This window comes from Asticcacaulis sp. W401b, assembly GCF_046503825.1.
Taxonomy (GTDB): Bacteria; Pseudomonadota; Alphaproteobacteria; order Caulobacterales; family Caulobacteraceae; genus Asticcacaulis.
Genome location: NZ_JBKFEE010000002.1, coordinates 234,739 through 257,787, shown reverse-complemented (window position 1 = coordinate 257,787; position 23,049 = coordinate 234,739). Strand labels below are relative to the sequence as shown.

Annotated in this window: 22 protein-coding genes; 19 read left to right on the top strand and 3 right to left on the bottom strand. The window is 59.8% G+C overall.

Annotated elements, in window-relative coordinates; all coding sequences use genetic code 11:
* The first annotated feature begins 146 nt into the window (after positions 1 to 146).
* The 5 genes from ACK8OE_RS05880 to dnaQ all read left to right on the top strand — a co-directional run bounded on the left by ACK8OE_RS05880 (position 147) and on the right by dnaQ (position 4,102).
* On the top strand, positions 147 to 1,010 hold the full coding sequence (locus tag ACK8OE_RS05880; protein ID WP_290793945.1) for a pyruvate, water dikinase regulatory protein: 864 nt from the start codon (positions 147 to 149) through the stop codon (positions 1,008 to 1,010).
* Positions 1,011 to 1,326: 316 nt separating this feature from the next.
* Positions 1,327 to 1,935 (top strand): Maf family protein, encoded by a 609-nt coding sequence (locus tag ACK8OE_RS05875; protein ID WP_410271785.1) that lies wholly within the window; start codon positions 1,327 to 1,329, stop codon positions 1,933 to 1,935.
* Positions 1,932 to 2,777, top strand: coding sequence for a shikimate dehydrogenase family protein (locus ACK8OE_RS05870; RefSeq protein WP_410271784.1), 846 nt, complete (start codon positions 1,932 to 1,934; stop codon positions 2,775 to 2,777). Before ACK8OE_RS05875 ends, ACK8OE_RS05870 begins: the two co-directional genes overlap by 4 nt.
* Positions 2,774 to 3,364 carry a dephospho-CoA kinase gene (gene coaE / locus ACK8OE_RS05865; protein WP_290793936.1) on the top strand — a complete coding sequence of 197 codons (591 nt, stop codon included), beginning with the start codon at positions 2,774 to 2,776 and terminating at the stop codon, positions 3,362 to 3,364. The genes ACK8OE_RS05870 and coaE overlap by 4 nt, the downstream gene beginning before the upstream one ends.
* A gap of 39 nt (positions 3,365 to 3,403) precedes the next feature.
* Positions 3,404 to 4,102 (top strand): DNA polymerase III subunit epsilon, encoded by a 699-nt coding sequence (dnaQ, locus tag ACK8OE_RS05860; protein ID WP_410271783.1) that lies wholly within the window; start codon positions 3,404 to 3,406, stop codon positions 4,100 to 4,102.
* Positions 4,103 to 4,347: 245 nt separating this feature from the next.
* Here dnaQ and secB read toward each other — a convergent pair whose 3' ends face one another.
* A complete protein-coding gene (gene secB / locus ACK8OE_RS05855; RefSeq protein ID WP_410271782.1) occupies positions 4,348 to 4,854 on the bottom strand; it encodes a protein-export chaperone SecB in 507 nt (168 codons plus the stop codon).
* 260 nt (positions 4,855 to 5,114) lie between these two features.
* Between secB and ACK8OE_RS05850 the strand changes: the two genes are divergently transcribed.
* Both ACK8OE_RS05850 and ACK8OE_RS05845 read left to right on the top strand, forming a co-directional pair.
* Entirely contained in the window at positions 5,115 to 5,738 is a 624-nt protein-coding gene (locus tag ACK8OE_RS05850; protein WP_290793928.1) for a Tim44/TimA family putative adaptor protein, read from the top strand.
* Between the two features lie 20 nt (positions 5,739 to 5,758).
* Positions 5,759 to 6,949: an MltA domain-containing protein gene (locus ACK8OE_RS05845; RefSeq protein WP_410271781.1), complete on the top strand. Its 1,191-nt coding sequence runs from the start codon at positions 5,759 to 5,761 to the stop codon at positions 6,947 to 6,949.
* Positions 6,950 to 7,145: 196 nt separating this feature from the next.
* Here ACK8OE_RS05845 and ACK8OE_RS05840 read toward each other — a convergent pair whose 3' ends face one another.
* Both ACK8OE_RS05840 and ACK8OE_RS05835 read right to left on the bottom strand, forming a co-directional pair.
* Positions 7,146 to 7,556, bottom strand: coding sequence for an MAPEG family protein (locus tag ACK8OE_RS05840; RefSeq protein WP_290793923.1), 411 nt, complete (start codon positions 7,554 to 7,556; stop codon positions 7,146 to 7,148).
* A 76-nt stretch (positions 7,557 to 7,632) separates the two neighbouring features.
* Positions 7,633 to 9,117 carry a helicase HerA-like domain-containing protein gene (locus tag ACK8OE_RS05835; RefSeq protein ID WP_410271780.1) on the bottom strand — a complete coding sequence of 495 codons (1,485 nt, stop codon included), beginning with the start codon at positions 9,115 to 9,117 and terminating at the stop codon, positions 7,633 to 7,635.
* Positions 9,118 to 9,706: 589 nt separating this feature from the next.
* Between ACK8OE_RS05835 and ACK8OE_RS05830 the strand changes: the two genes are divergently transcribed.
* The 12 genes from ACK8OE_RS05830 (at position 9,707) to lnt (ending at position 22,975) form a co-directional block, all read left to right on the top strand.
* A complete protein-coding gene (locus tag ACK8OE_RS05830; protein WP_410271779.1) occupies positions 9,707 to 14,506 on the top strand; it encodes an NAD-glutamate dehydrogenase in 4,800 nt (1,599 codons plus the stop codon).
* Complete coding sequence (locus tag ACK8OE_RS05825) at positions 14,503 to 14,967, top strand: universal stress protein (RefSeq protein ID WP_410271778.1); 465 nt, start codon at positions 14,503 to 14,505, stop codon at positions 14,965 to 14,967. Before ACK8OE_RS05830 ends, ACK8OE_RS05825 begins: the two co-directional genes overlap by 4 nt.
* A 58-nt stretch (positions 14,968 to 15,025) precedes the next feature.
* Positions 15,026 to 15,256 (top strand): hypothetical protein, encoded by a 231-nt coding sequence (locus ACK8OE_RS05820; RefSeq protein ID WP_410271777.1) that lies wholly within the window; start codon positions 15,026 to 15,028, stop codon positions 15,254 to 15,256.
* Between the two features lie 71 nt (positions 15,257 to 15,327).
* A complete protein-coding gene (locus ACK8OE_RS05815; RefSeq protein WP_410271776.1) occupies positions 15,328 to 15,894 on the top strand; it encodes a NifU family protein in 567 nt (188 codons plus the stop codon).
* Positions 15,857 to 16,567 carry a tRNA (adenosine(37)-N6)-threonylcarbamoyltransferase complex dimerization subunit type 1 TsaB gene (tsaB, locus tag ACK8OE_RS05810; protein WP_410271775.1) on the top strand — a complete coding sequence of 237 codons (711 nt, stop codon included), beginning with the start codon at positions 15,857 to 15,859 and terminating at the stop codon, positions 16,565 to 16,567. The genes ACK8OE_RS05815 and tsaB overlap by 38 nt, the downstream gene beginning before the upstream one ends.
* 21 nt (positions 16,568 to 16,588) lie before the next feature.
* A complete protein-coding gene (gene rimI / locus ACK8OE_RS05805) occupies positions 16,589 to 17,032 on the top strand; it encodes a ribosomal protein S18-alanine N-acetyltransferase (RefSeq protein WP_410271774.1) in 444 nt (147 codons plus the stop codon).
* Positions 17,033 to 17,105: 73 nt separating this feature from the next.
* Complete coding sequence (locus ACK8OE_RS05800) at positions 17,106 to 17,516, top strand: Fur family transcriptional regulator (protein WP_013477699.1); 411 nt, start codon at positions 17,106 to 17,108, stop codon at positions 17,514 to 17,516.
* An 89-nt stretch (positions 17,517 to 17,605) separates the two neighbouring features.
* Entirely contained in the window at positions 17,606 to 18,973 is a 1,368-nt protein-coding gene (miaB, locus tag ACK8OE_RS05795; RefSeq protein ID WP_410271773.1) for a tRNA (N6-isopentenyl adenosine(37)-C2)-methylthiotransferase MiaB, read from the top strand.
* A complete protein-coding gene (locus tag ACK8OE_RS05790) occupies positions 18,970 to 19,929 on the top strand; it encodes a PhoH family protein (protein WP_126422060.1) in 960 nt (319 codons plus the stop codon). The genes miaB and ACK8OE_RS05790 overlap by 4 nt, the downstream gene beginning before the upstream one ends.
* Complete coding sequence (gene ybeY / locus ACK8OE_RS05785; RefSeq protein WP_410271772.1) at positions 19,922 to 20,392, top strand: rRNA maturation RNase YbeY; 471 nt, start codon at positions 19,922 to 19,924, stop codon at positions 20,390 to 20,392. The genes ACK8OE_RS05790 and ybeY overlap by 8 nt, the downstream gene beginning before the upstream one ends.
* Positions 20,393 to 20,402: 10 nt before the next feature.
* Positions 20,403 to 21,293 (top strand): hemolysin family protein, encoded by an 891-nt coding sequence (locus tag ACK8OE_RS05780; protein ID WP_410271771.1) that lies wholly within the window; start codon positions 20,403 to 20,405, stop codon positions 21,291 to 21,293.
* On the top strand, positions 21,290 to 22,975 hold the full coding sequence (gene lnt / locus ACK8OE_RS05775; RefSeq protein ID WP_410271770.1) for an apolipoprotein N-acyltransferase: 1,686 nt from the start codon (positions 21,290 to 21,292) through the stop codon (positions 22,973 to 22,975). Before ACK8OE_RS05780 ends, lnt begins: the two co-directional genes overlap by 4 nt.
* Positions 22,976 to 23,049 lie beyond the last annotated feature (74 nt).

Genomic DNA, 23,049 nt, shown 5'->3' with positions numbered 1-23,049 from the left:
ATTGGGGAAAACCGGTGACCGAATACGCCCGGTTTTTCACCTTTTCCCCGGCTTGGCGGCTTGGCACGGCGAAGGCGAAGGTTTATCCCGATAGAGACGCAAATCTTCCCCCGTTTTTCCCCAGAAAGCGTGCACAGATAAATTTCATGACTACATCCGGCGCGAAAATCGGTATCCATTTTCACGTTCATCTGGTGTCCGACTCCACCGGTGAAACCCTCAATGCTCTGGCCAAGGCGGCCGCGGCGCGCTTCGAAGGTATCTTCCCCATCGAACACATCTATGTGCTGATCCGTTCGGACAAGCAGATGGATCGCGCCCTGACCGAGATCGAGTCCTATCCGGGCATTGTTCTGCACACCCTGGTCGATGCCGAACTGCGGCAAAAGCTCGAAACCTTCTGCCGTGAGCGCGACATCCCCACCATCGGCGTACTCGATTCGGTAGTTCTGGCCTATTCGCGCTATCTGGGGGCCGCCGAATTTTCCAAAAAGTCCGGCGCGCAGCACAATCTCGACAGCGACTATTTCGACCGCATCGAAGCGCTTAACTACGCCATTGCCCACGATGACGGCGCTCTGGCCGACAAGCTGCGTCAGGCCGAAATTATCCTGATCGGTGTGTCGCGCACCTCAAAGACGCCGACCTGCATCTATCTGGCCCACCGGGGCTATAAGGCCGCCAATATCCCCCTCGTCCCCGGCCGTGACCTGCCGCCGGAACTGGACGAACTGAGCGAGCCGCTGATCGTCGGCCTCATCGCTTCACCCGATCGCCTGATACAGATCCGCAAGGCCCGCGTTCTGGCCTATACCACCGCCGGGGATGAGCGGCCCACTTCCTATACCGACGCCGAAGCCGTGCGTGAAGAAATCATCGCTGCCCGGCGTCTGTTTGAACGCAAGGGCTGGCCGGTGATCGACGTCACCCGCCGCTCGGTCGAAGAAACCTCGGCTTCGATCATCAGCCTGCTCAATGAAAAGCGCACCGGGCGTCTGGGTGGGATTTAGGTTTTGAGTTCAGGGTTAAGACGCAGGGGTCGCGGACCCCTGCACCCCGGAAATCAAGCCAGAAATCAAGCCAGAAACCAAGTATGCGTTGACTGTCTGTTTCAAATCGGAAAAAGCTCCGCGCGTTTTACATAAGGCCTAGTATCGTGAATTTGAAGTTCGCTTCATTTTGATATCGAGAGCCGGGCGAACTTCAAATTCGAAAACGATACGAGTTATAATAATTTGCTAGTGTCCTATTGAATCTGAAATTCGCCAGAGAGCGATATCAAGCACATGCGAGTTTCAGATTCAGGACACTAGTGACGGCTAACATATGACCCTATCTGTTCCCCCTCCCCTGATCCTGGCCTCCGGCTCCAGGATTCGGGCCACCCTGCTCACCAATTGCGGCCTGAGTTTCACGAAAATTCCGGCCGATATCGACGAAGACGTCATCAAGGACGAGTGCCTGTTTCGCGGCTTTACGCCCAAGGCGGTCGCTCTGAAACTGGCGCAGGAAAAAGCTCTGCACGTGTCGCGCGCTCAGGCCGGTCTGGTCATCGGCGCAGACTCAGTGCTGCAACTCGACAAAGAACTGATTTCCAAGCAGAAAACACTCGCCGACGCAGCCGATTTACTGCGTCGCTTTTCGGGTAAGACCCATTACCTGCACTCGGCCGTCGCGGTGGCGCAAAATGGTCAGCTTCTGTGGTCGCACGCCGATACGGCGGACCTGACTGTGCGACGTCTCAGTGAGGATTTTATCGCCCACTATATAGAGACGGCGGGTGAGGAAATCCTGTCCAGCGTTGGCTGCTACATGCTCGAAGCGCATGGCGTCCACCTGTTCGACTCGATCAAGGGTGATTATTTCACCGTTCTGGGCCTGCCCCTGCTGCCTCTGCTGGCGCAGCTCAGACATTATGAGATTATACAGGCATGAAACACCTCCCCACAGGCGCGGCCAGGGTCGCCGGCGTCGTCGGTCAGCCGATCCGGCAATCCCTCTCCCCCTTTCTGCACACGGCCTGGCTGAGACATATGGGGCTTAACGGCGTCTACGCGCCCTTTGCACCGGCGGATGATCATGCGTTTGAGCGTCTCATCCTGTCGTGCCGCACCAATGGTATCAAGGGCTTGAACATCACGGCCCCGTTCAAGGAACTGGCGCTGAAGCTGGCCGACACCTCCACCGATCTGGCGCGTCGCTGTGGCTCGGCCAATCTGCTGACCTTTGACGAAGACGGCAGCGTGCACGCGGATTCCACAGACGGCCACGGCCTTATTCAGGCCTTTCATCTACAGGCACCTGACTGTGACCTGACGGCAGGCGCGGTTACCCTTCTGGGTGCCGGCGGGGCGTCGCGCGCCGTGGTGGCCGCCTTGCTGGATAAGGGCTGCCGCGACGTGCGCATCGTCAATCGCACCGTCGCCCGCGCCGAAGAGATCGTCTTTGCTTTCAAAGAGGGCGTCAGTGCCTATGCCCTGAGCGATATCGACCGCGCCTTTGCCGGTTCGGTAGCCGTGATCAATGCGGCGTCGGGCGGACCCCTGCCCCTGTTTGACGCGCTCGATCCGTCGGCAACCGCTATGGACATGACCTACCGACCCTTGAAAACCAACTGGTTACAGGCGGCCGAGGCGCGTGGGTTGAAGACGGTTGATGGGCTAATGATGTTGATTGAACAGGCGCGCCCGTCCTTCGCCGCCTTCTATGGTCAGGCCCCGGATGCGGACTTCGATGTGCGTGGTCTGGCCCTTGAGTTTCTGGGTGAGACAAAGTGATCCGTCTGGGTCTCACCGGCTCCATCGGCATGGGCAAATCGACCATAGCCCGCATGTTCGCCGACGAAGGTGTGCCCGTCTGGGATGCCGATGAGACGGTCCACCGGCTATACGCCACCTCTGAACCGTTGAAAGCCGCGCTGGTCGAGGCCTTTGGCGAGGTGGTGACAGACGGCGCGGTTGATCGCGCCAAGCTATCGCTTGCCCTTAAGCAAAAACCGGACGGTTTTGCCCGGCTGAATGCTTTGGTGCATCCAGCGACCGTCGCGGATCGGGAGGCCTTTCTGGCCCATCATGCCGCCTCAGGCACACCCCTCACCCTGTGCGATATTCCGCTCTTGTTTGAAACCGGCGCGGAAACAACCTTCGACAAGGTGGTCGTCGTATCCGCCCCGCCTGAGGTTCAGGCCACCCGCGTTCTGGCGCGTCCCGGCATGACGGCGGAAAAGTTTGCGGACATATTGGCGCGTCAGATGCCCGACGCCGAAAAACGGCGCCGCGCGGATTTCATCATCGACACCTCGCAAACGCTTGAGGCCAATCGTCAACAGGTGCGTGAGATTATCCGCGCCCTGCACGCCGCCTGACTCTGGACAAGCCCGGCAAACGCGAGTCAAATTACACCCATGCGTCAGATCGTCCTCGATACCGAAACCACCGGCATTGACCCCAAAAAAGGCCACCGCCTGATCGAAGTCGGCTGTATCGAAATCGACGACCTGCTGCCGACGGGCAAGACCTTTCACCACTATTTCAACCCCGAACGGCTGATCGAACCGGACGCCATCCGTGTCCACGGCATCACCGATGAGATGGTGGCGGACAAGCCGAAATTTGGCGATCTGGCTCAGGCCTTTATCGACTTTGTCGGCGATGCGCCGATCATTGCGCACAACGCCTCGTTTGACCGTGGCTTTATCAATATGGAGCTAGAGCGGTTGGGTCTGACCCCCACCGATCCCGACCGCTGGGTCGATACGCTGGAGCTGGCGCGCTACAAGTTTCCGGGCATGGCCAATTCGCTCGATGCCCTGTGTAAACGCTATAATATCTCGCTGGCCGAACGCGACAAACACGGGGCTCTGCTCGATGCACGTCTGCTGGCCAGCGTCTATCTGGAGCTGTCGGGCGGTAAGGAACGCGGCCTTGACCTCAAGATGCACGGCATGGTGTCGGAAGACGGCACGGAAATCCGTGTGATGAACCACGGCCAGCGTCCGCGCCCCCTGCCCTCGCATATTCATGAGCAAGAAGCCGAAGCGCACAAGGCCTTCTGCCTCAAATATCTCAAAGACCAGAATATGTGGGGCTATGCGACCTCATAGAATTTTAGCCACGAACCACACGAAAAGCACGAACTTCATTGAGCGGATACATAGCGCGAAGCGTCCAAAATCCGCACTTGCCGCAAGACAGTATAATACCAACGGCCGAAGATGCTGACCGCATCCGGCCGTTGAAGCCCTTCGGGCACAGGTGTTAAAAGCGCTTGACGTTCGTGCCGTTCGTGGCAAATAAAAAGACCCGCAGCCCAGACTGCGGGTCTTTTTTGTCAAAACCGGTTGATGGCTTATGCCTGACCCGCGGTTTCGCCGATCTGACCCTTTTGCTGCATGTAGAGCGCGGCAAAGTCGATGGGTTCGACGAAGAAGGGCGGGAAGAAGCCGCCGTCCGAGGTCGCATCGGCGATGATGCGGCGGGCGAACGGGAAGAGGTAGCGCGGGCATTCGACCAGCAGGGTCGGCTCGATCGCCGCTTGCGGGACATTGGCCAACTGGAACAGACCGCCATAGACCAATTCGATGGCGAACATCGGGCCTTCGGGGTTCGACGCCTTGACCGACAGCTTCAGATCGACTTCGAACAGGCCATCCGGGCGACCCTTGGCGTTCATTTCCACGCCCATGTCGATTTCCGGACGCTGATCCATGCGCAGCGAATTGGGCGCGCGCGGGTTTTCAAACGAGAAGTCGCGGATGAACTGGGCCAGAACCTGCATATTGGCAGGCAGCGGGCCGCCCTGAGCCTCGGTGGCCGGGCCAGTGCCGTTTTCGGCGGGGATCGAATCGTCAGCCATTAAACTTAAAAACTCCGTGGGGCGTATAGAGCGCATTCCGAAAAGTGCTTAGCGGTTTTCGGAATCAAATGCGCGACCAAACAAAAAAATTAGAGCGGGTTTTCGTTCAGCTTTGAACGAAATCCGATCTAATATCCGGTTGAAAACGGCCCTAGCACGCACAAAATCGATTGGCAATCAAACGAATGGTTCCGTTTACCTCAACTTTGCCTATATAGGGAAGATTAGACCTTGCTGTACCCCTGTTCGGAGACGTTTTGATGCCCTGGGACCTGCTGATTCTGGCCTTGATCGCCGTGGTCGTGCTGTTTCAGCTGTATAACGTGCTGGGCCGCCGCGTTGGATTCAAGGCCGAAGACAAACCCGTGGTCCCCAAAAGCGATGACTCGGAAGGCCCGTTCAACCGGCCGGGACAGGAGCCGAAGGCGCAGCCCGAACGCTTGCGTATGCCTAACCTTGACGCGCTGAAGGCGCGCGATGCCCATTTCAACGAGGTCAATTTCGTTGAAAAGGCGCGCGAAGCCTATGAGCAGATCGTGCTGGCTTTCAATCGTGGGGAAATCGAAGGCCTCAAGGATCGTCTGTCGGAAAGTGTCTATGGCGTCTTCGCCAAGGCCATCGAGGCGCGCGGTGAACAGAAGGCCATGACTGTGTCTTTTGTCGAAGCGCCGAAGACGGATCTCGATCAGATCGACCTGAAAGACGACCGGGCTCTGGTGCGCGTACGCTTCTTGTCGGAACTTCTCTATGAGATGGCCGACACAGACGGTGGCGAACCGAAAAAGGCGCATCGCCGAACGGCGGAATTCTGGACCTTCCAGAAAAACCTCAAATCCCCGACCAATCCGTGGATTCTGTCCCGTGTCGAGGCCGCCAAGGCATGAACCTGAGGGGGAGGGCAGGGGTGCTGACCGCCGCGCGGCGTTTGCTCGCCTATGGATGCGTGTCCGTGGCGGCGCTGAGCCTGGTGGCGTGCGTCGAAAAACCCAAGCCCCCGCTGGGCCCGTCACCCGTACCGTCACCGCCTATCCCCCAGACAGACCCACAGCGGGTTCCGACCCCGCCACCGTCTGAGCCTCTCCCGTCGCGACCGTCGCAAAGCCTGTCGGTCCTGCCAGGTTGGGAGCAGACAGACCCCTTTATTGCGCTAGAAGCCGTGCGTGGGGCCTGCGCCTATCGACAGGGGCGGCAATATGCCAGGGCCTGCGATGCCCTGAAGGCACAGGCGTTTGAACAGCCCGAAGAAATCAAGCAATGGCTTGAGGCGCGCTTTCGCGTTGAACGCATCGAAGGCGAGGGGTTGCTGACCGCCTATTTCGTGCCGGAATACCCGGCGACCACCACCCCTTCGGTCGAGTTTTCGCAACCCGTCCGCACTAAACCCGCCGATCTGGTACTGGTCGATGGGGCGCAGATGACGCCGCCGCAGCCGGCGGGTAAGCGCTTTGCGGCGCGGCGGGCAGGCGAGCTTTATGTGCCCTATTACACGCGCGCCGAAATCGAAGCCCAACCGGTAACGGGCCCGGCCTATTACATGCGGCCCGAAGACTATTTCTTTATGCAGATTCAGGGCTCCGGCTATCTGACGCTGGAAGACGGTACACGCTTCATGGCGGCCTATGCCGCCGATAATGGTCTGCCGTTTGTGGGGATTGCCAAAACCCTGACCGAACGCGGCCTGATGAAGAAGGAACAAACCTCCGGCGAGGCGATCCGCCAATGGCTGGCCGATAATCGCGGGCCGGTGGCGCAGGAAGTAATGAACCAGAATCCGCGCTACGCCTTCTTCTCTATGGATATGACCAAGATGGAACCCCTGGGCGCGGCGGCGATCCCGCTCCCGGCGGGGGCGGCCATTGCCATTGATCCGTCTTTCCACCCTTATGGGGATTTATACTGGGTCGATGCCGATGCAGGCTCACTCAGCGGTGCCTTCCCCGCCTATCGCCGCATGGTGGCGGCCCTCGATACGGGCGGGGCCATTCGCGGAAAGATTCGCGCCGACCTCTATATGGGCCACGGTGACCGCGCGGGCCGCGAAGCCGGGCGCGTCAAGCACAAGCTGCGCCTGTGGCGTATCGTTCCGGCGGAATGATCTGCTATTTTTCTGAACGCTTCTGCTTATGCCTTCGGTACATATCGCGCCAGTTATCGAAGCTCATGAATATGACAATCGCTACAATTGGCGCAGCAAAAACCACATAGATGTTTTGAACCAACGCACCCGCAATTCCTAACCCAAAGAATGCGAGATACATATAAAATATGCGACCGCGTTTCATTGGACCCCTTTAGAAGTCAAACACCAGCCGGATAGCCCGCAGCGTCATATAGGCCAGTATGCCGGTACTGGCGGCAAACACGCAAAAGCGCAGGATGACGTGGTTGCCGATGCCCTGCACCAGACTGTGGACGATGCGCAAAAGCACGTAAATCCACGCCAGAACCACAAACAACTGATCGGCGAGGCCGGACACCTGTATCCCCAGACTGAGGGCGTAAAACAGCGTCGGCTGTTCGGTCAGGTGCGTATAGTTGTCCGCCACGGCACGCACATCAGCGGGCAGGCGAAACAGGTGGCGCTTATCGGCAAACAGCTGAAAATCCTGACCCAGTTGCAGCATGGCGGGTATGCGCCGGGCATAGAGCCAGACGAGCACAATCAGTGACCAGGCAATAAGGGCAAGGAGCGGGGCAACCATGCCTCCACTCTTGCTGTTGGAACCGGTAAAAAAGCGTTAACCATAACGCCCACACCAGGACGTGCGAGGTATTTTCTTATCTCCGTCGCGTGGTGCGCGCGGGCTTTTTCATCGAGCCCAGAAGCCCGCGCACCAGCTCACGACCGAGCGTCACGCCGATGGTGCGGATGACGGAGACGGCGACAGAGGTGACGGCTTTTTCCGTGGCCGAGGGTTTATGCACCTCCGGCTTTTCGCTCTTTTCGGCGCGTGGAGTTTCGACCTCAGCCGCTTCGCTCTCCTCGGCCTTGGCGCGTGCTGTTAACAACTCAAACGCCGATTCACGGTCGCGCAGAGTGTCGTACATGCCCGATACCGGCGATTTGGCGATGATGGCGGCGCGCTCGGCTTCTGTGGCGGGCCCCAGACGCGACGCCGGGGGGCGGATTTTTGATTTGGCCGTGACGGTGGGCGAGGCCTTTTCGTCGAGCACCGAGATCAGCGCCTCCCCGACGCCCAGACCCTGAATAGCCTCGATGGTGTCAAAGGCCGGGTTGGGGCGGAAGGACTGCGCCGCGGCTTTCAGCCCCTTTTGTTCAGCGGGCGTGTAGGCGCGAAGGGCGTGCTGGATGCGGTTACCGAGTTGCGCCAACACCGAATCCGGCACGTCGGCCGGGTTTTGCGTGACGAAATAGATGCCCACACCCTTGGAACGGATCAGGCGCACCACCTGTTCGATCTTTTCCAGCAACGGCTTGGGCGCTTCGTCAAACAGAAGATGCGCCTCGTCGAAGAAGAAGACCATGCGCGGCTTTTCGGGGTCGCCAACTTCGGGCATGACTTCGAACAGCTCGGACAAAAGCCACAGCAGGAAAGTTGAATAGAGGCGGGGGCTGCCGATCAGCTTGTCGGCGGCCAGCATATTGACATAACCCTTGCCGGAAATATCGGTACGCATCAGGTCTTCGAGGCGCAGAGCGGGTTCACCGAAAAACTGCTCACCGCCCTGACTTTCGAGCGCCAGCACCTGACGCTGAATGGCACCAATGGAGGCGGCGGACACCTGACCGTACTGGGCGCTGATTTCCTTGGCATTGTCGGCCACGTGGTTGAGCATGGCGCGCAAGTCCTTAAGGTCGAGCAGCAGCAGCCCTTCCTTATCGGCGACGTGGAAGACGATGTTCAGCACGCCTTCCTGCACCTCATTGAGCTGAAACAGGCGCGCCAGCAGCAGCGGGCCCATATCCGAAATCGTGGTGCGGATCGGGTGACCTTTCTGGCCGAACAGGTCCCAGAAGACGACCGGGGCGGCGGCGGGCGTAAGCTCGATCCCCATTTCCTGTGCGCGCGCCAGAAGCTTTTCATTGGGCGCTCCGGGCAGGCTGATCCCTGACAGATCGCCCTTCACATCGGCCGCAAAAACGGGCACGCCGGCGTCAGAAAAAGCCTGAGCCAGTACCTGAAGCGTCACCGTCTTGCCCGTACCCGTCGCGCCGGCCACGATGCCGTGACGGTTGGCGCGGTTGAGCAAAAGCGTCTGATGGCCGTCGGCGGAAAAGCCGATGTCTAATCCCTGAGTCATGTCGTTATCCTGTGTCGGAACCCCATGAATAAAGCGTCGCGAAGGCCTTTGGCAAAAGGTATTTCAGTTGCGCCGCACCAACACCAAAGAACACAGTTCTCTCACACAGAAGTGATAACAGCGCGATCAGGACTGATTAGGGTCTGAAGACCTGCGTGCTACTATCACAACAGCTCAGCGATGAGTCGTGGTTTGCGTCGCTTCCCCCCATAGGCCGCGCAGCCATTTCCGGGGTGGCCCTTCCCCCCATAAAGGGTGGCTCCGAAGAAGCCGCTCACCCGCCAGACCGGGTGAGCGGCTTATCCTTTAGAGCGGAATGATTTCTGATGGAATCATTCCGCTCAAGCCGCCATTGAGGCGGCGGCCAAGGTGGCGAAGCCACCGCCCGGCGAGGGGCTAAACAAAAATCTAGATCATTATGTTTTCAACAGAAATCATAATGACCTAGGCGGGCGGCGAAGGCATGACCCCATTCCGTTTCGTCAGAAACTTTATTTTCCCCAAGCCGTTGTCTTCGCCTGTGCTTTTGGCGGATAATTCACTTATTATATAGGTGTGGGCCTTAGCTTTACGCCATCAAGCGCAGTGGATGGAACTCATGGACGACCTCAGCCTTTCGACCGAACTTGACGCCCTTGTCGCGGATGCGCGGGCAGGCATAGAGGCGGCCTTCACCGCCGCGCTCAAGGGTCCGGCGGATGAGGCGGCGCGCAGCTTTCTCGCCCAGTGTCTGGAAGACTATGATCCGGAAGAGATGTCGGAACTGAGCCTCGAAGAGGTGGGCCGCCTCTTCGCCGAGTCCTGGGGCCGCGCCGCGGTGCGCGACGGGGCCGGGGCCTTGAAGACCATTACCCCGGTCAACAGCGCCTTTGATGTCGTTGAGATCGTTCAGCCCGACGCCCCGTTCATCGTTGAAAGCGTCATGGGCGAACTGATTGATCAGGGCCTGATCATCCGCTCCATGTTCCACCCGGTTGTCACCGTCAATCGCGACGATACGGGCCAACGCGGCAGCGGCAAGGCGGTCACTGAATCCCTGATGCTGGTCTTTGTCGGCCGTCAGCCCGCTGAAAAACACGCCGCCATCCTGTCGGGCGTAGAGACGACGCTGAATGATCTGCGCGCCGCCGTGCACGACTTCCCGCGTATGCAGGCCTTGCTGGCCGAAGAGATGACGGCGCTGGAAGCTCTGAGCCTGCACCCGGTGGTGCAGATCGATCCGGCGGTGCTGCAGGAAGAACTGGCCTTCCTGCGTTGGGTGTCGGAAAACCATTTCGTTCTTCTGGGGGCGCGCACCTATGTCTATCCGCGCAGCGCCGACGGCAATTACGTCGCTGAAGAACCGCTGAACCTGTTGCAGGAAGAATACGGCGTCTTGCGCGACAAACGCGCCATCCTGCGTCGCGGATCGGAACCGGCCATCCTCAGCCGTGAGCTGCTCAGCCATCTGGCCAGCTCCGAGCCGGTCACCGTGGCCAAGGGCAATCTGAAGTCGCGCGTCCATCGCCGCGTCTATATGGACTATATCTCGATCAAGCATTACGGCGCTGATGGCAAACCGTCGGGCGAAACGCGCTTTGTCGGCCTGTTCACTTCGGACGCCTATGACCGTCCGGCCTTTGAAGTGCCGCTGATCCGCAAGAAGTGCGAGCACGTCCTGAGCGAGTCGCGCCGGCTAGGCTTCAACAATGGCGGCTATGCCGAAAAGCGTCTGAAGAATATCCTCGAAACCTATCCGCGCGACGAGCTGTTCCAGATTCAGGAAAGCGATCTGCTGCGTATTACGCGCGGCGTGCTGCACATTTCCGACCGGCCGCGTGTGCGGCTGTTTGCGCGCCGTGATCCGTTTGACCGCTTCATTTCGGTGCTCCTCTATCTGCCGCGCGACACCTATAGTGTTTCGGTGCAGGAACGCGCCGGGCGGTTGCTGGCCGAAGGCTTTGGTGGCCGCGTCAGCGCGCTTTATCCCTTTGTGACGGGCGGTGCGCTGTCGAGCATCCACTACATTATCGGTGTCACGCCGGGCGGCCATCCGGACCCCAATCTGGCCGATATCGAAGACCGCGTGACCGATCTGACGCTCGACTGGGCGCAGCGCGTCGAGGATGCGGCTCTGGAGACCGGCCACACGCAGGCCGACTATGTGAAATGGGCGCGCGCCATCCCCGTCGCCTATCAGGAACGCTATGGCATCGACGAGGCCGTCACCGATATCGCCATTCTGGCCGGACTGGACGAGGCGCACCCGCTCACCGTGCGCGCCTTTCAGCCGCAAGGGGTCAGCGACCGCTTCTCGCTGAAACTTTATGACCGCGCCGAAACGGCCATCCCGCTGTCCGACATCCTGCCGGTGCTGGAGCGCATGGGGCTGAAGACGCTGGAGGAGTTTGGTCACCGCATCGAATCCGCCGACGTGCCGCGCCACTTCATCCACGAATTTATCGTGCAACTCCCCGCCGCGCACCCGACGGCCTTTGCCGATTTCCGCGAGGATTTCGAAGGGGCGCTGATGGCGCTGTGGCGTGGCGAAACCGAGATCGACGGCTTCAATGCCCTGACGCTTCTGGGTCTGAGCTGGCGCGAAGCCGCGCTTTTGCGCGCCCTGTGCAAATATCGCGGGCAGTCGGGTCTCGACCCCAGCGCCATAGTGCAACAGCAAGCCCTGCGCGCCTATCCGGATGTGGCGGCGGCCTTGGTCTATCTGTTTGATCTCAAATTTGCCGTCAATGACACGCCCATCGACACGCGCAAGGTTGAGGTCGAGGCGGCTTTGTCGCGTATCAATACGCTCTTGCAAGGCGTGACCTCGCTGGAGCACGACCGCGTGCTGCGGCGCATCGCGGCCCTGATCGGGGCCATTCAGCGCACCAACTACTACCAGAAAAAGGGCTATATCTCGTTCAAGATCGCCTCGCGCGAGCTGGCCGACCTGCCCGACCCCAAGCCCTACCGCGAAATCTTCGTCTGGTCGCCGGTGGTCGAAGGCGTGCACCTGCGCTTTGGGCCTGTGGCGCGCGGGGGCCTGCGCTGGTCTGACCGCAAGGAAGATTTCCGCACCGAGGTGCTGGGCCTCGTCAAGGCGCAGCAGGTGAAGAACGCCGTCATTGTGCCGGTCGGTTCCAAGGGCGGCTTCTATCCCAAGCAGCTTCCGGCAGGTGGCGCGCCTGACGCCATCCGCGCCGAAGCCGTGCGGGCCTATAAGATGTATCTGTCGGGTCTGCTCGACATCACCGACAATCTCGATGCCCAGGGCGGCATTATCGCGCCGAAGGATGTGGTGTGCTGGGACGCGCCGGACCCCTATCTGGTCGTGGCGGCGGACAAGGGCACGGCGACCTTCTCCGACATCGCCAATGGCGTGGCGCGCGACTACGGCTTCTGGCTGGATGACGCCTTCGCGTCAGGCGGCAGCGTCGGTTACGACCACAAGGTCATGGGCATCACGGCGCGCGGCGCGTGGGAAGCGGTCAAGCGCCATTTCCGCGAACGTGGCAAGGACATTCAGACCGAGGCCTTCACCACGGTCGGCGTGGGTGACATGTCGGGTGATGTTTTCGGCAATGGCATGTTGTTGTCGAAGCAAACGAAGCTGATCGCGGCCTTCGATCACCGCGACATCTTCATCGACCCGACCCCCGATCCGGCTGTGTCCTTTGCCGAGCGTGAGCGTCTGTTCGCCCTGCCGCGCTCAAGCTGGCAGGACTATGACAAGGCGAAGATTTCGACGGGCGGCGGCGTCTTCTCGCGCGGTCTGAAGTCGATCGAGCTGACACCGGAAATCCGCGCCGCGCTTGATATTCAGGCCACCAGCCTGACGCCGTTTGAGCTGATGCAGGCCATTCTGCGTGCCCCGGCGGAGCTGCTCTATTTCGGCGGCATCGGCACCTATATCAAGGCGGCGTCGCAGTCGCATCTTGAGGTCGGGGACAAGGCCAATGACGCCATCCGCGTCGATGCCGGCGATATTCGTGCTGCCGTGATCGGGGAGGGGGCCAATCTGGGTATCACTCAGGCCGGTCGCATCGCGCTGGCGGCGCAGGGCGTGAAGCTCAATACCGACGCCATCGACAATTCCGCGGGTGTCGATTGTTCGGACCACGAGGTCAATATCAAGATCCTGCTGGGTCGTCTGGTGCAGTCTGGCCGCATGACCATCGAAGCGCGAGACGTACTTCTGGCTGAAATGACCGATGAGGTCGGGCATCTGGTGCTGAAGGACAACTACGCTCAGACCCTGGCCCTGACCCTTCTGGAATCGACGGCGCTCAGTGACAATGCCTCGATGCAGGCCTTTATGACGGCGCTCGAAAAGCGCGGCAAGCTGGACCGCAAGGTCGAGGGCCTGCCGACCAATGCGCAGTTGGAGGCGCGCAAGGCGCAAAATGCCGGGCTCTATCGTCCGGAACTGGCGGTGGTGCTGGCCTATGGCAAGATCGTGCTGTCCGACGACCTCATTGAGACGACCGCTATCGACGATCCGGTGTTCGAAGAGGCCCTGATCGACTATTTCCCCAAGCCGCTGCACGGCTTTATTGACGACATCCGCGCCCACCGTCTGCACCGCGAAATCGTGGCCACGGTGCTGTGCAATGAGATGATCAATATTCTGGGTCCCAGCTTCCCTCTGCGTCTGCAAAAGGCGGCGGCGGTCGATGCCGGGGCGCTGGCCCTGTCGTTCGAAGGGGCGCGGCGGCTGTTCGGGACCGATGCCCTGTGGGCCGAGGTCTCGGCGCTCGATACGCAGATTCCGGCAGCGGCTCAGACCGCGCTTTATAACGCCATCGCCACCTTCCTGCGCCGTCAGGTCTATTTCGTCGCCCGTCGTTTCGCCGGTCGTCCGGAAACCCTGACCGAGGTGATCAACGCCTATCAGACGGGTATTGCCACCCTGTTGTCGGCGCAAGGCGTGCTCAGCCCCAACGAAGCGGCGCGCGTCGAGGCACGGGCGCAAAAACTGATCAGTGCCGGGGCGCCCGAGGACCTGTCGCGCCGGGTGTCAGCCCTGCTGTCGTGGACCAGCGCCATCGACATGGTCGATCTGGCCGATGGCGGGGACGTGGTCGAAGCGGCGAGTCTCTATCTGGCGACCGGGGAACGCTTTGGCTTTGACCGTCTGCGCGCCGGAGCGGGCGAGCTTTATTCCGCCGATCCGTGGGACCGTATGGCCATCCGTCGCCTGATCGAAGACATCTATGCCGAACAGAAGTCGGTGGTGGCCGCCGTGCGTCGCGACGCTCAGGGGCTTGAGGCCTGGGCCGAGGCACAAGCTACGCAGGTGGCACCGTTGCAGTCCCTGCTGGGTGAAATCGAAGGCTCGGGTGCCGGTTGGAGCTTCGCCAAGCTGAGCATCGTCAATGCCGCCCTGCGTCAGTGGGTACAGAAACTATGAGAAAGTTTCTGGTCATCGCCGACGACAGCGTCGAATTCCGCGCCGCACTGAGCTACGCCTCGGTGCGGGCGCGCGTGACGCAAGGCATGGTCACCCTGCTGCGCGTCCTGCCGCCCACCGACTACAGCCAGTGGGCGGGCGTGCGCGATGAAATCGAGCGCGAACAGCGCGAAGAGGCCGAGACGCTGTTGTCCACCCTGTCCGACGAAGCGGCGGTCAAATCCGGTCGCCCGGCGGAAATCATCATCAAGACCGGGCAGATGAAGGACGCCATCCGCGAAGTCCTGATCGCCGACCGCGATATCAAGATCATCGTCATCGGGGCGTCGGGTGGCAATCCCGGTCCGCTGGTCAATCTGCTGGTCCGCGAAGGGGTAGGAACGCTGGGTGGCACGCGGCCGGTGCCGGTCACCGTGGTGCCGGGCGATATCAGCGATGAAGCGATCGAAGAGTTGATGTAAAAAGATCTTCTCCGTGAGGGAGCAAGTGGCGCGCAGCGCCGGTTGAGGTGGGGATAGAATGAATATTCCAAATGATATAGCCGTTTTAATTGCCTCTACATTGGGAACAATTGCTGGGGTCTTGATGGTTAAATTTCCGGACTATTTCAATAATCCGTACATGACGCATCGTGGGCTGCGCATACTTATTTCCTGGATTCTTTTGATAGGATTCGGCATTTTTTGGCTGGTGGCTCTATTTGCCGTATTTGTGATGCGTGTGTTGGCCCCCATCATGAGGAACATCTAAAGCCCCAATCCCCCTTGCCATCCTCTGCGTTTGCCCCCATTTGAGCGAGAGATTTACCCGGAACCGCTCTCATGTTCATCCAGACCGAAGCCACACCCAATCCCGACGTGTTGAAATTCATCCCCGGCCGTGAGGTTCTGGGTAAAGGGTCGTTGGAGTTCCGCACCGAGACCGAGGCTGAAAAATCACCGCTGGCGTTGTCTCTGTTTCAGATTGACGGCGTGGCGGGCGTCTATTTCGGCTCTGACTTCCTGACCGTGAAGCGTGATCCGGAGGCGGGTCTGATCTGGGCACAGATCAAGGCTCCGATTTTGGCCGCCATCATGGACTTCTATGCCTCGGGCCGTGCGATCCTCAACGAAGAGGGTGCCGTCAATGAGCGCACCTATGAGGGCGAAGTCGCGCAAATCGTTCTGGAAATCAAAGATTTGCTCGATACGCGCGTGCGTCCGGCGGTGGCACAGGACGGCGGCGACATCGAATTTGAACACTTCGACATCGAGTCCGGTACGCTCTATCTGCATATGCGCGGGGCCTGCTCGGGCTGCCCGTCCTCATCGGCCACCCTGCGTCAGGGCGTGGAATCCCTGATGAAACACTATGTGCCGGAAGTCAAAACCATCGAGCAGGTCCTGTAAGGTGGCGGTGGCCTTTGTCATAGATACAGCGCTAAATGCCTGTCAGGTTGGGCTTTTTTCGCATAAAGACGGGTCCGTCTCTGAGGTGGTGGCACTCAGGGAACATATGACGCGCGGGCATCAGGAATTTATCGGTCCCGCCGCTCTGAAATGTTTCGAAAAAACCGGAATCAATCCACGCGATGTCGATATTTTGGGCGTGACCTTAGGGCCCGGCTCGTTCACGGGCCTGCGTGTCGGTCTGTCTTTCGCCAAGGGTATGGCGTCGGGACTGGGCATAGGTTTGCGTGGATTTTCGACGCTGGAGCTGATGGGGCGGGCAGCGGATTTTGATAATCAAAGACGACTGGTGGCGCACGATGCCGGACGCGGACAGCTCTATGGCCAGCGCCTTGACGCCGATAACATCGTTTCACCCCCTGAGTCGTATGATATTGTAAAATTAGATGAAATCGACATGGGTAGTGGCTGGGACTGGCTGATCGGGTCGGCGGCACCGCTTTTGGCCGAACGCTTCCCGCAGGCACAGATTGCCGCGGATGTTTTGCCGGATTTAAAGGCGATGGCAACCCTGTGCTTTGCTCAGACCACCGCCTATGATGACCTGACGCCGCTCTATATGCGCGACGCCGATGCCAAGGTTTCGGACAAATCAGTGATCAATTTCGCCTGAGAGAAGAAATTTCCAGATAATATGAATAGAATTCGCCAAATTGAAGAATTTGACCCGCGATTGGTAGAAATCCACGCGCAGACCTTCGATTTTGGCTGGAACAATTCTGATTTCTCGGAATATTTGAAAGGCGAAAAATATTCGGCTTTTGGCGTTTATGAGGCGGAGCGGCTTCAGGCTTTTGTGCTGATCTCGGTGGTCGTCGATGAGGCCGAAATCCTGACCATCGCGACTGATCCGATCGCCCAAAGACGTGGTCATGCGCGCGCCCTGTTGCAGCACCTGATAGCGCATCTGGCGCATAAAGATATCCGCAGCCTGTTCCTCGAAGTGGCCGTCGATAACCCTGCCGCTATCGCGCTTTATGAGGGTCTGGGCTTCCGTAAGGTCGGCCGTCGCCCGCTTTATTACAGTCGTCGCGGCGGCGCGCTGGTGGACGCCCTTATTCTCAGTCTTGCGGTTTGAGACGATTGCCCTTAATTCCATAGGGGTGCGGCGCAACGCCGCAATGTATAAACGACAAATCCGGGAGGGCCGCATGGACCGTATCGAACAGCAATGCGTCGAAAAAGGTATGCGCATGACCGATCAGCGCCGGGTCGTCGCCCGTGTGCTGTCTCAGGCCACGGATCATCCGGACGTCGAAGAACTGTACCGTCGCGCTGCTGCCGTCGATCCCCATATTTCGCTGGCTACCGTCTATCGCACGGTGCGTTTGTTCGAAGAAGCGGGCGTGGTCGAACGCCACGATTTCGGCGATGGCCGTTCGCGCTATGAACAGGCAGGTGAAGATCACCACGACCACCTGATCAATATCAAATCGGGCGAAGTGATCGAATTTTTCGATGAAGAGATTGAGAAGCTGAAAACTGCTCTGGCCGAAAAGCTGGGCTACAAGCTGGTGGGTCATAAGCTTGAACTGTACGGCGTGCCGCTCGACGACAAATAAGCCGAAGGGGCCGGCCCCGGCCACGCCCATGTGGATAAAATCCGGTCTTTGGCCTTGAAAAACGAGGCCTGAAACCTCATAAGCACCGCATGAGTGAAACCGCATCCGCCGCATCCAAAAAGCTGCACATCAAAACCTACGGCTGTCAGATGAACGTCTATGACAGCGAGCGCATGGCTGACCTTCTGCGCCCGCTGGGCTATGCCGTGTCCGATCAGGCCGAAGGCGCTGATCTGGTGCTGCTCAACACCTGCCATATCCGTGAAAAGGCGGCGGAAAAGGTCTATTCCGAGATCGGCCGCCTGAAGGTGATGCGCCAGGAAAAGGAAGCGCGCGGCGAAGGGCGTATGACGATTGCGGTCGCCGGTTGCGTGGCGCAGGCCGAGGGCGAAGAGATCATGAACCGCGCGCCGGCCGTCGATCTGGTCGTGGGTCCGCAGGCCTATCATCAGTTGCCGGAACTGATCGCGCGCACCACCCGCGCCAAGGGCGAGCGCCTGAAGGCTGACTTCGCCCCCGAAGACAAGTTCGACGCCCTTTCGACCGAGCGTCAGGCGAGCGGTCCTACGGCCTTCCTGACGGTTCAGGAGGGCTGCGACAAGTTCTGTACCTTCTGCGTGGTGCCCTATACGCGCGGTGCCGAATGGTCGCGCCCGGTGGCCTCGATCCTCGAAGAGGCGCGTTCACTGGCCTCAAAAGGCGTGCGTGAAATCACGCTGCTGGGGCAAAACGTTAATGCCTATAACGGGCTTGAGGTCGATGGTCAGGAATCGACTCTGCCGCGCCTGATGCAGGCCCTGTCGGAGATCGAAGGGCTGGATCGTATCCGTTACACCACCTCGCACCCCAATGACATGACCGATGAGTTGATCCGCGCCCATGCGGAAAACCCTGCGGTCATGCCCTATCTGCACCTGCCTGTGCAGTCCGGGTCGGACAAGATCCTGCGTGCCATGAACCGCAAGCACGGGCGTCAGGCCTATATCGAGCTGATCGCGCGCCTGAAAGCCGCCGTGCCGAACATCGCCCTGTCCGGTGACTTCATCGTCGGCTTCCCCGGTGAGACGGACAAGGATTTCGAAGAAACGATGGACCTGATCCGCACCGTCGGTTACGCCTCGGCCTTCTCGTTCAAATATTCGAAGCGTCCGGGCACACCGGCCGCTGCCATGCCGGGTCAGGTCGATGAGGCCGTGGCCGATGCCCGCCTTCAGGCGCTTCAGGCCCTGATCAATGAGCAGGCGCAGGCGTTTAAAGCTTCGCTGGTGGGGCAATCCATCGACGTGCTGTTTGAAAAGCCGGGCCGCTATGGTCAGCAGGCCGTCGGGCGGTCGCCCTGGCTGCACGCGGTGTTTGCCGAAGACGCGGCGCACCTGATCGGTCAGATCGTGCCGGTCAAGATTGTGGGCGTGGGGAACAATTCTCTGATCGGGGAACTGGAAAAGGTACACGCTTGACCCTTGCCACCGAAGATTTCATAGAACTGAGCGAAGACAAGGTTCTGGCCCTGTCCGGACCGGCGCAGCGCTATCTGGCCCTGATCGAAGGGGCTTATCATGTGCTGATCGAAACGCCCGGCGGCGGGTTTCAGGTGACGGGCAAGGTGCGCGATCGTCAGCGCGCCCACGTCATCCTCAACGCCCTGTCTGAGCTTTATGACGAAGGCGTGGAGATCAGCGAGGTCGATGTTCGCACCCTGATCCAGAATCCGACGGGTAAATCACCGGTGTGGGCCGATCACCACGGCCAATCGCATGTGATCGTGATGGGCCGCAAAGGCGCCATTGCCCCCAAGACCGAGGGGCAGGCCAAATATTATCAGCAATTGTTGCGCAACGACCTGACCTTCGGTTTGGGTCCGGCAGGGTCCGGCAAGACTTTTATGGCCGTGGCGCACGGTACGTCGCTGCTGCTAAAGGGGGCGGTGGATCGTCTGGTCATCACCCGCCCGGCGGTCGAAGCGGGCGAAAAGCTGGGTTTTCTGCCCGGTGATCTCAATGAAAAGGTCGATCCCTACCTGATGCCGATCTGGCAGGCGCTGGATGATATTCTGGGGGCGGAAAGCCTGCGTCGCCGCCGCGAACGCAACGAAATCGAAGTCGCGCCGCTGGCCTATATGCGCGGTCGCACCCTGTCCAACGCCTATGTCATCGTCGATGAGGCGCAGAACACCACCAAACAGCAGATGAAGATGGTGCTGACGCGCCTGGGCGAAGGCTCGAAAATGGTCGTCACCGGCGATCCGTCGCAGGTCGATCTGCCGCGCGCTTCGGACTCTGGTCTGGTGCACGCCGTTGGCCTTCTGAACGACGTGAAGGGGGTAGGGGTGTCGCGCCTGACCGCCGAAGACGTGGTGCGTCACGAACTGGTCGCGCGTATCGTGCGTGCCTATGACAGCGAAAAACATGACTGAATTTGCCCCCCTGATCGACATTGAGGTCGAACACGACGACTGGACCGAAGCCCTGCCCGATGTGTCGGAGGTGGTCACCGGCGCCATTGAGGCGACCTTTGCCTATCTGGGCGCGAAGGAGCAGTTGGACCTGGTGGTGCTGCTGACCGACGACGCCGAAATGAAGGCGCTCAACAAGGAGTTCCGTCAGAAGAACGCGCCTACCAATGTGTTGTCCTTTCCCGCGCCTGATATGATGCACCCGCATCTGGGCGATATCGCTTTCGGGTTTGAGACCTGCGTGCGCGAAGCGAAAGAACAGAAAAAAACGCTCAAAGCCCATGTGGCGCACCTCAGCGTGCATGGTGCTTTGCATCTTTTGGGGTATGATCACATCAATGATCCCGAAGCCGAGGAGATGGAAGACCTTGAGCGCAAGATCCTGCACGGGCTCGGCATTGCCGATCCTTACCTAGAGAAATAGGCCACTGACCATGCCGGAGCCTGACAGTCGTAGCGCCAAGCGCCCGACCGGACCCAGAAAGACCCTGTTGAACCTCTTTGGCCTTTTGGGGCCGGACGAGGCGGAAAAGCCGCTCAGTCTGAGCGACCGTCCTGAGGCTTCCAGTGACCTGATCGAACACGCCCGTGCCTTTCAGAACCTGCGCGTATCTGACGTGATGACGCCGCGGGTCGATATTATCGGCATCGAAGACACCGCCACCCTGTCCGAACTGGTGCGGGTCTGCGTCGAAAGCGAGCATTCGCGCCTGCCGGTCTATAGCGACAATCTCGATCATCCGGTGGGCGTCATCCACGTAAAAGACGTGTTCAAGCTGCTGGCGCCGTCTGATGACCGGCGCATTCCCGATTGGGACGCGCCCGTGACCGACCGCCTGAAGCGCGAACTGATCTATGTCCCCGGAGCCATGTCGGCGACGGACCTGCTGCTGAAGATGCAGACCGAGCGGTCGCACATGGCGCTGGTGATCGACGAACACGGCGGCACGGATGGGCTCGTCACGCTGGAAGACTTGCTCGAAGCCGTGGTTGGCGACATTGCCGATGAATATGACGACGACGAAGCCGAAGACCTGATCGAGACCGCCGAGGGGCAGATCGAGGTCAGTGGCCGCGTTGAGCTGGAGACGCTTGAGGAACGCTTGGGTCTGCGCCTGTTCCCCGAAGACGGCGAGGATGAGGTCGATACGCTGGGGGGGCTGGTGGCTGTGCTGGCGGGGCGCGTACCGCAGCCGGGCGAAATCATCCCTTACGCGGCGGCGGGGATAGATATAGAAGTGCTGGACGCCGATCAGCGCCGCATCAAACGCCTGCGTCTGCATCGTCACGAACGCAAACCCGACCTGATTCCGGAAGACGTATGACCCTGACCGAACTCGGTGCCCGTTTGGCGCCCGCCTTCGCCCTGTACCGCCGCTATGTGGGGCCGAAACGGCAGGCGGCGTTGATGGGGGTGCTGCTGGGGCTGGCGCAGCCGCCGTTCGGATTTCTGCCGGGGCTTCTGGCCTATGCCGTCCTTCTGTGGAGCCTTGATCAGGACCTCGGCCCCAGGCCCTTGCGCAAGGCGTTTGCCATTGGCTGGTGGGCCGGGTTTCTCTATTTCCTCGTCGGCTGTTTCTGGGTGGCGGAGGCCTTTCTGGTCGATGCCAGCAATCAGGGCTGGATGGCCCCGTTTGCGGTCTGTCTGCTGCCCGGCGGTATAGCCCTGTTCTGGGGGGCGGCGTTTGCAGTCTATCGCAAACTGGCCAGTGGGCGATTGGCGGGGCACTGGTCACGCTGGCTGGTTTTTGCCGGTCTGTTCTGCCTGTTTGAGTGGCTGCGCGGGACGATCCTGACCGGGTTTCCGTGGAATCCGGCCGGCGCCACGTGGAAGGCCGGTTCGGCGATGTCGCAACTGGCCGCGCTGTTCGGCGTCTATGGCCTCAGCCTGTTTACCGTCACCCTGTTCGCCAGTCCGGCGGTCAGCCGTCGTGGATACGGCTTGAAGGGTCTGTGGCCAGTGGCCGTGTCGGCGGCCGTGCTGGTCGCGGGCTTCACCTTCGGGTTTGTTCGCCTGTCCACGACCGAGGTTGCGACCACGGGCACATGGATACGCCTTGTGCAGCCAAACATCGGTCAGCGCGCCAAGTGGACAGAAGGCGCGTTGCTCAAGGTCATGCGCGGCTATGTGACCTATAGTCAGGCACACGCGAAGCGAGAATTTTTACAGTCCGTTACAAAACGTGATAATAAGGGTTACCCAGACGTTATTATCTGGCCGGAAGGGGCGCTTCCGGACGCTGCTGAGAACTTGCTCGATCCACAATCGGAGACTGCAAACCTGTTTGCTGGCCTCCTTAAGCCAGATCAGATTTTGTTATGGGGCGCCTATCACCGCGCGATAGATGACCATGACGCCCTTGTATGGCGTAACTCGATGCTGGCGCTATCGCGCGATAAGACCGGCACAAATTATCAGGTTGTCTATTCCAAGTTCAAACTGGTGCCGTTTGGTGAGTTTCTGCCGTTCGAAAGCGTGCTGGAAAGCCTTGGCGTAAAGGAGTTAGCGCATGTCGGTGACGGCTTTAGTCCCGGCCCGCGTACGCATCCGGTCGAGGTCACGGGATTGCCGTCGTTTCTGCCGCTGATCTGTTATGAAGGCCTGTTCCCCGCCTTGGCCTCGGGTGAGATCAAACCGTCGTCTGCCCCACTACGGCCATCATGGATTGTCAATATTTCCAACGATGCGTGGTTTGGCCCGACAACCGGACCGGTGCAGCACCTCAACCTGTCCAGCTATCGCGCCATCGAAGAAGGTCTGCCCATGGTTCGGTCAACCCCTACGGGTGTCTCTGCGGTGATTGACCCCCTTGGGCGCATCGTTCCGGGCTCGGAAATTGGCATCGGTCAATCAGGCTTTCGTGATGTGATGTTACCGTCTGCGGTATCATTTGCCCCTTACACGCTTTGGCGGCACCTGCACCTCATGCTTGTGGCGCTTTTTTGCTTGATTCCATTGGTATTTGTGACTTTTGTAAACGTTAGCAAAAACAACCAAGAAAGATGACCGCCTCCCAGGTCCGGATGGGAGGGGGTGTTACGACAAAAAGCGGTACGGCGACAACGCCGGCTGTAAAAAGT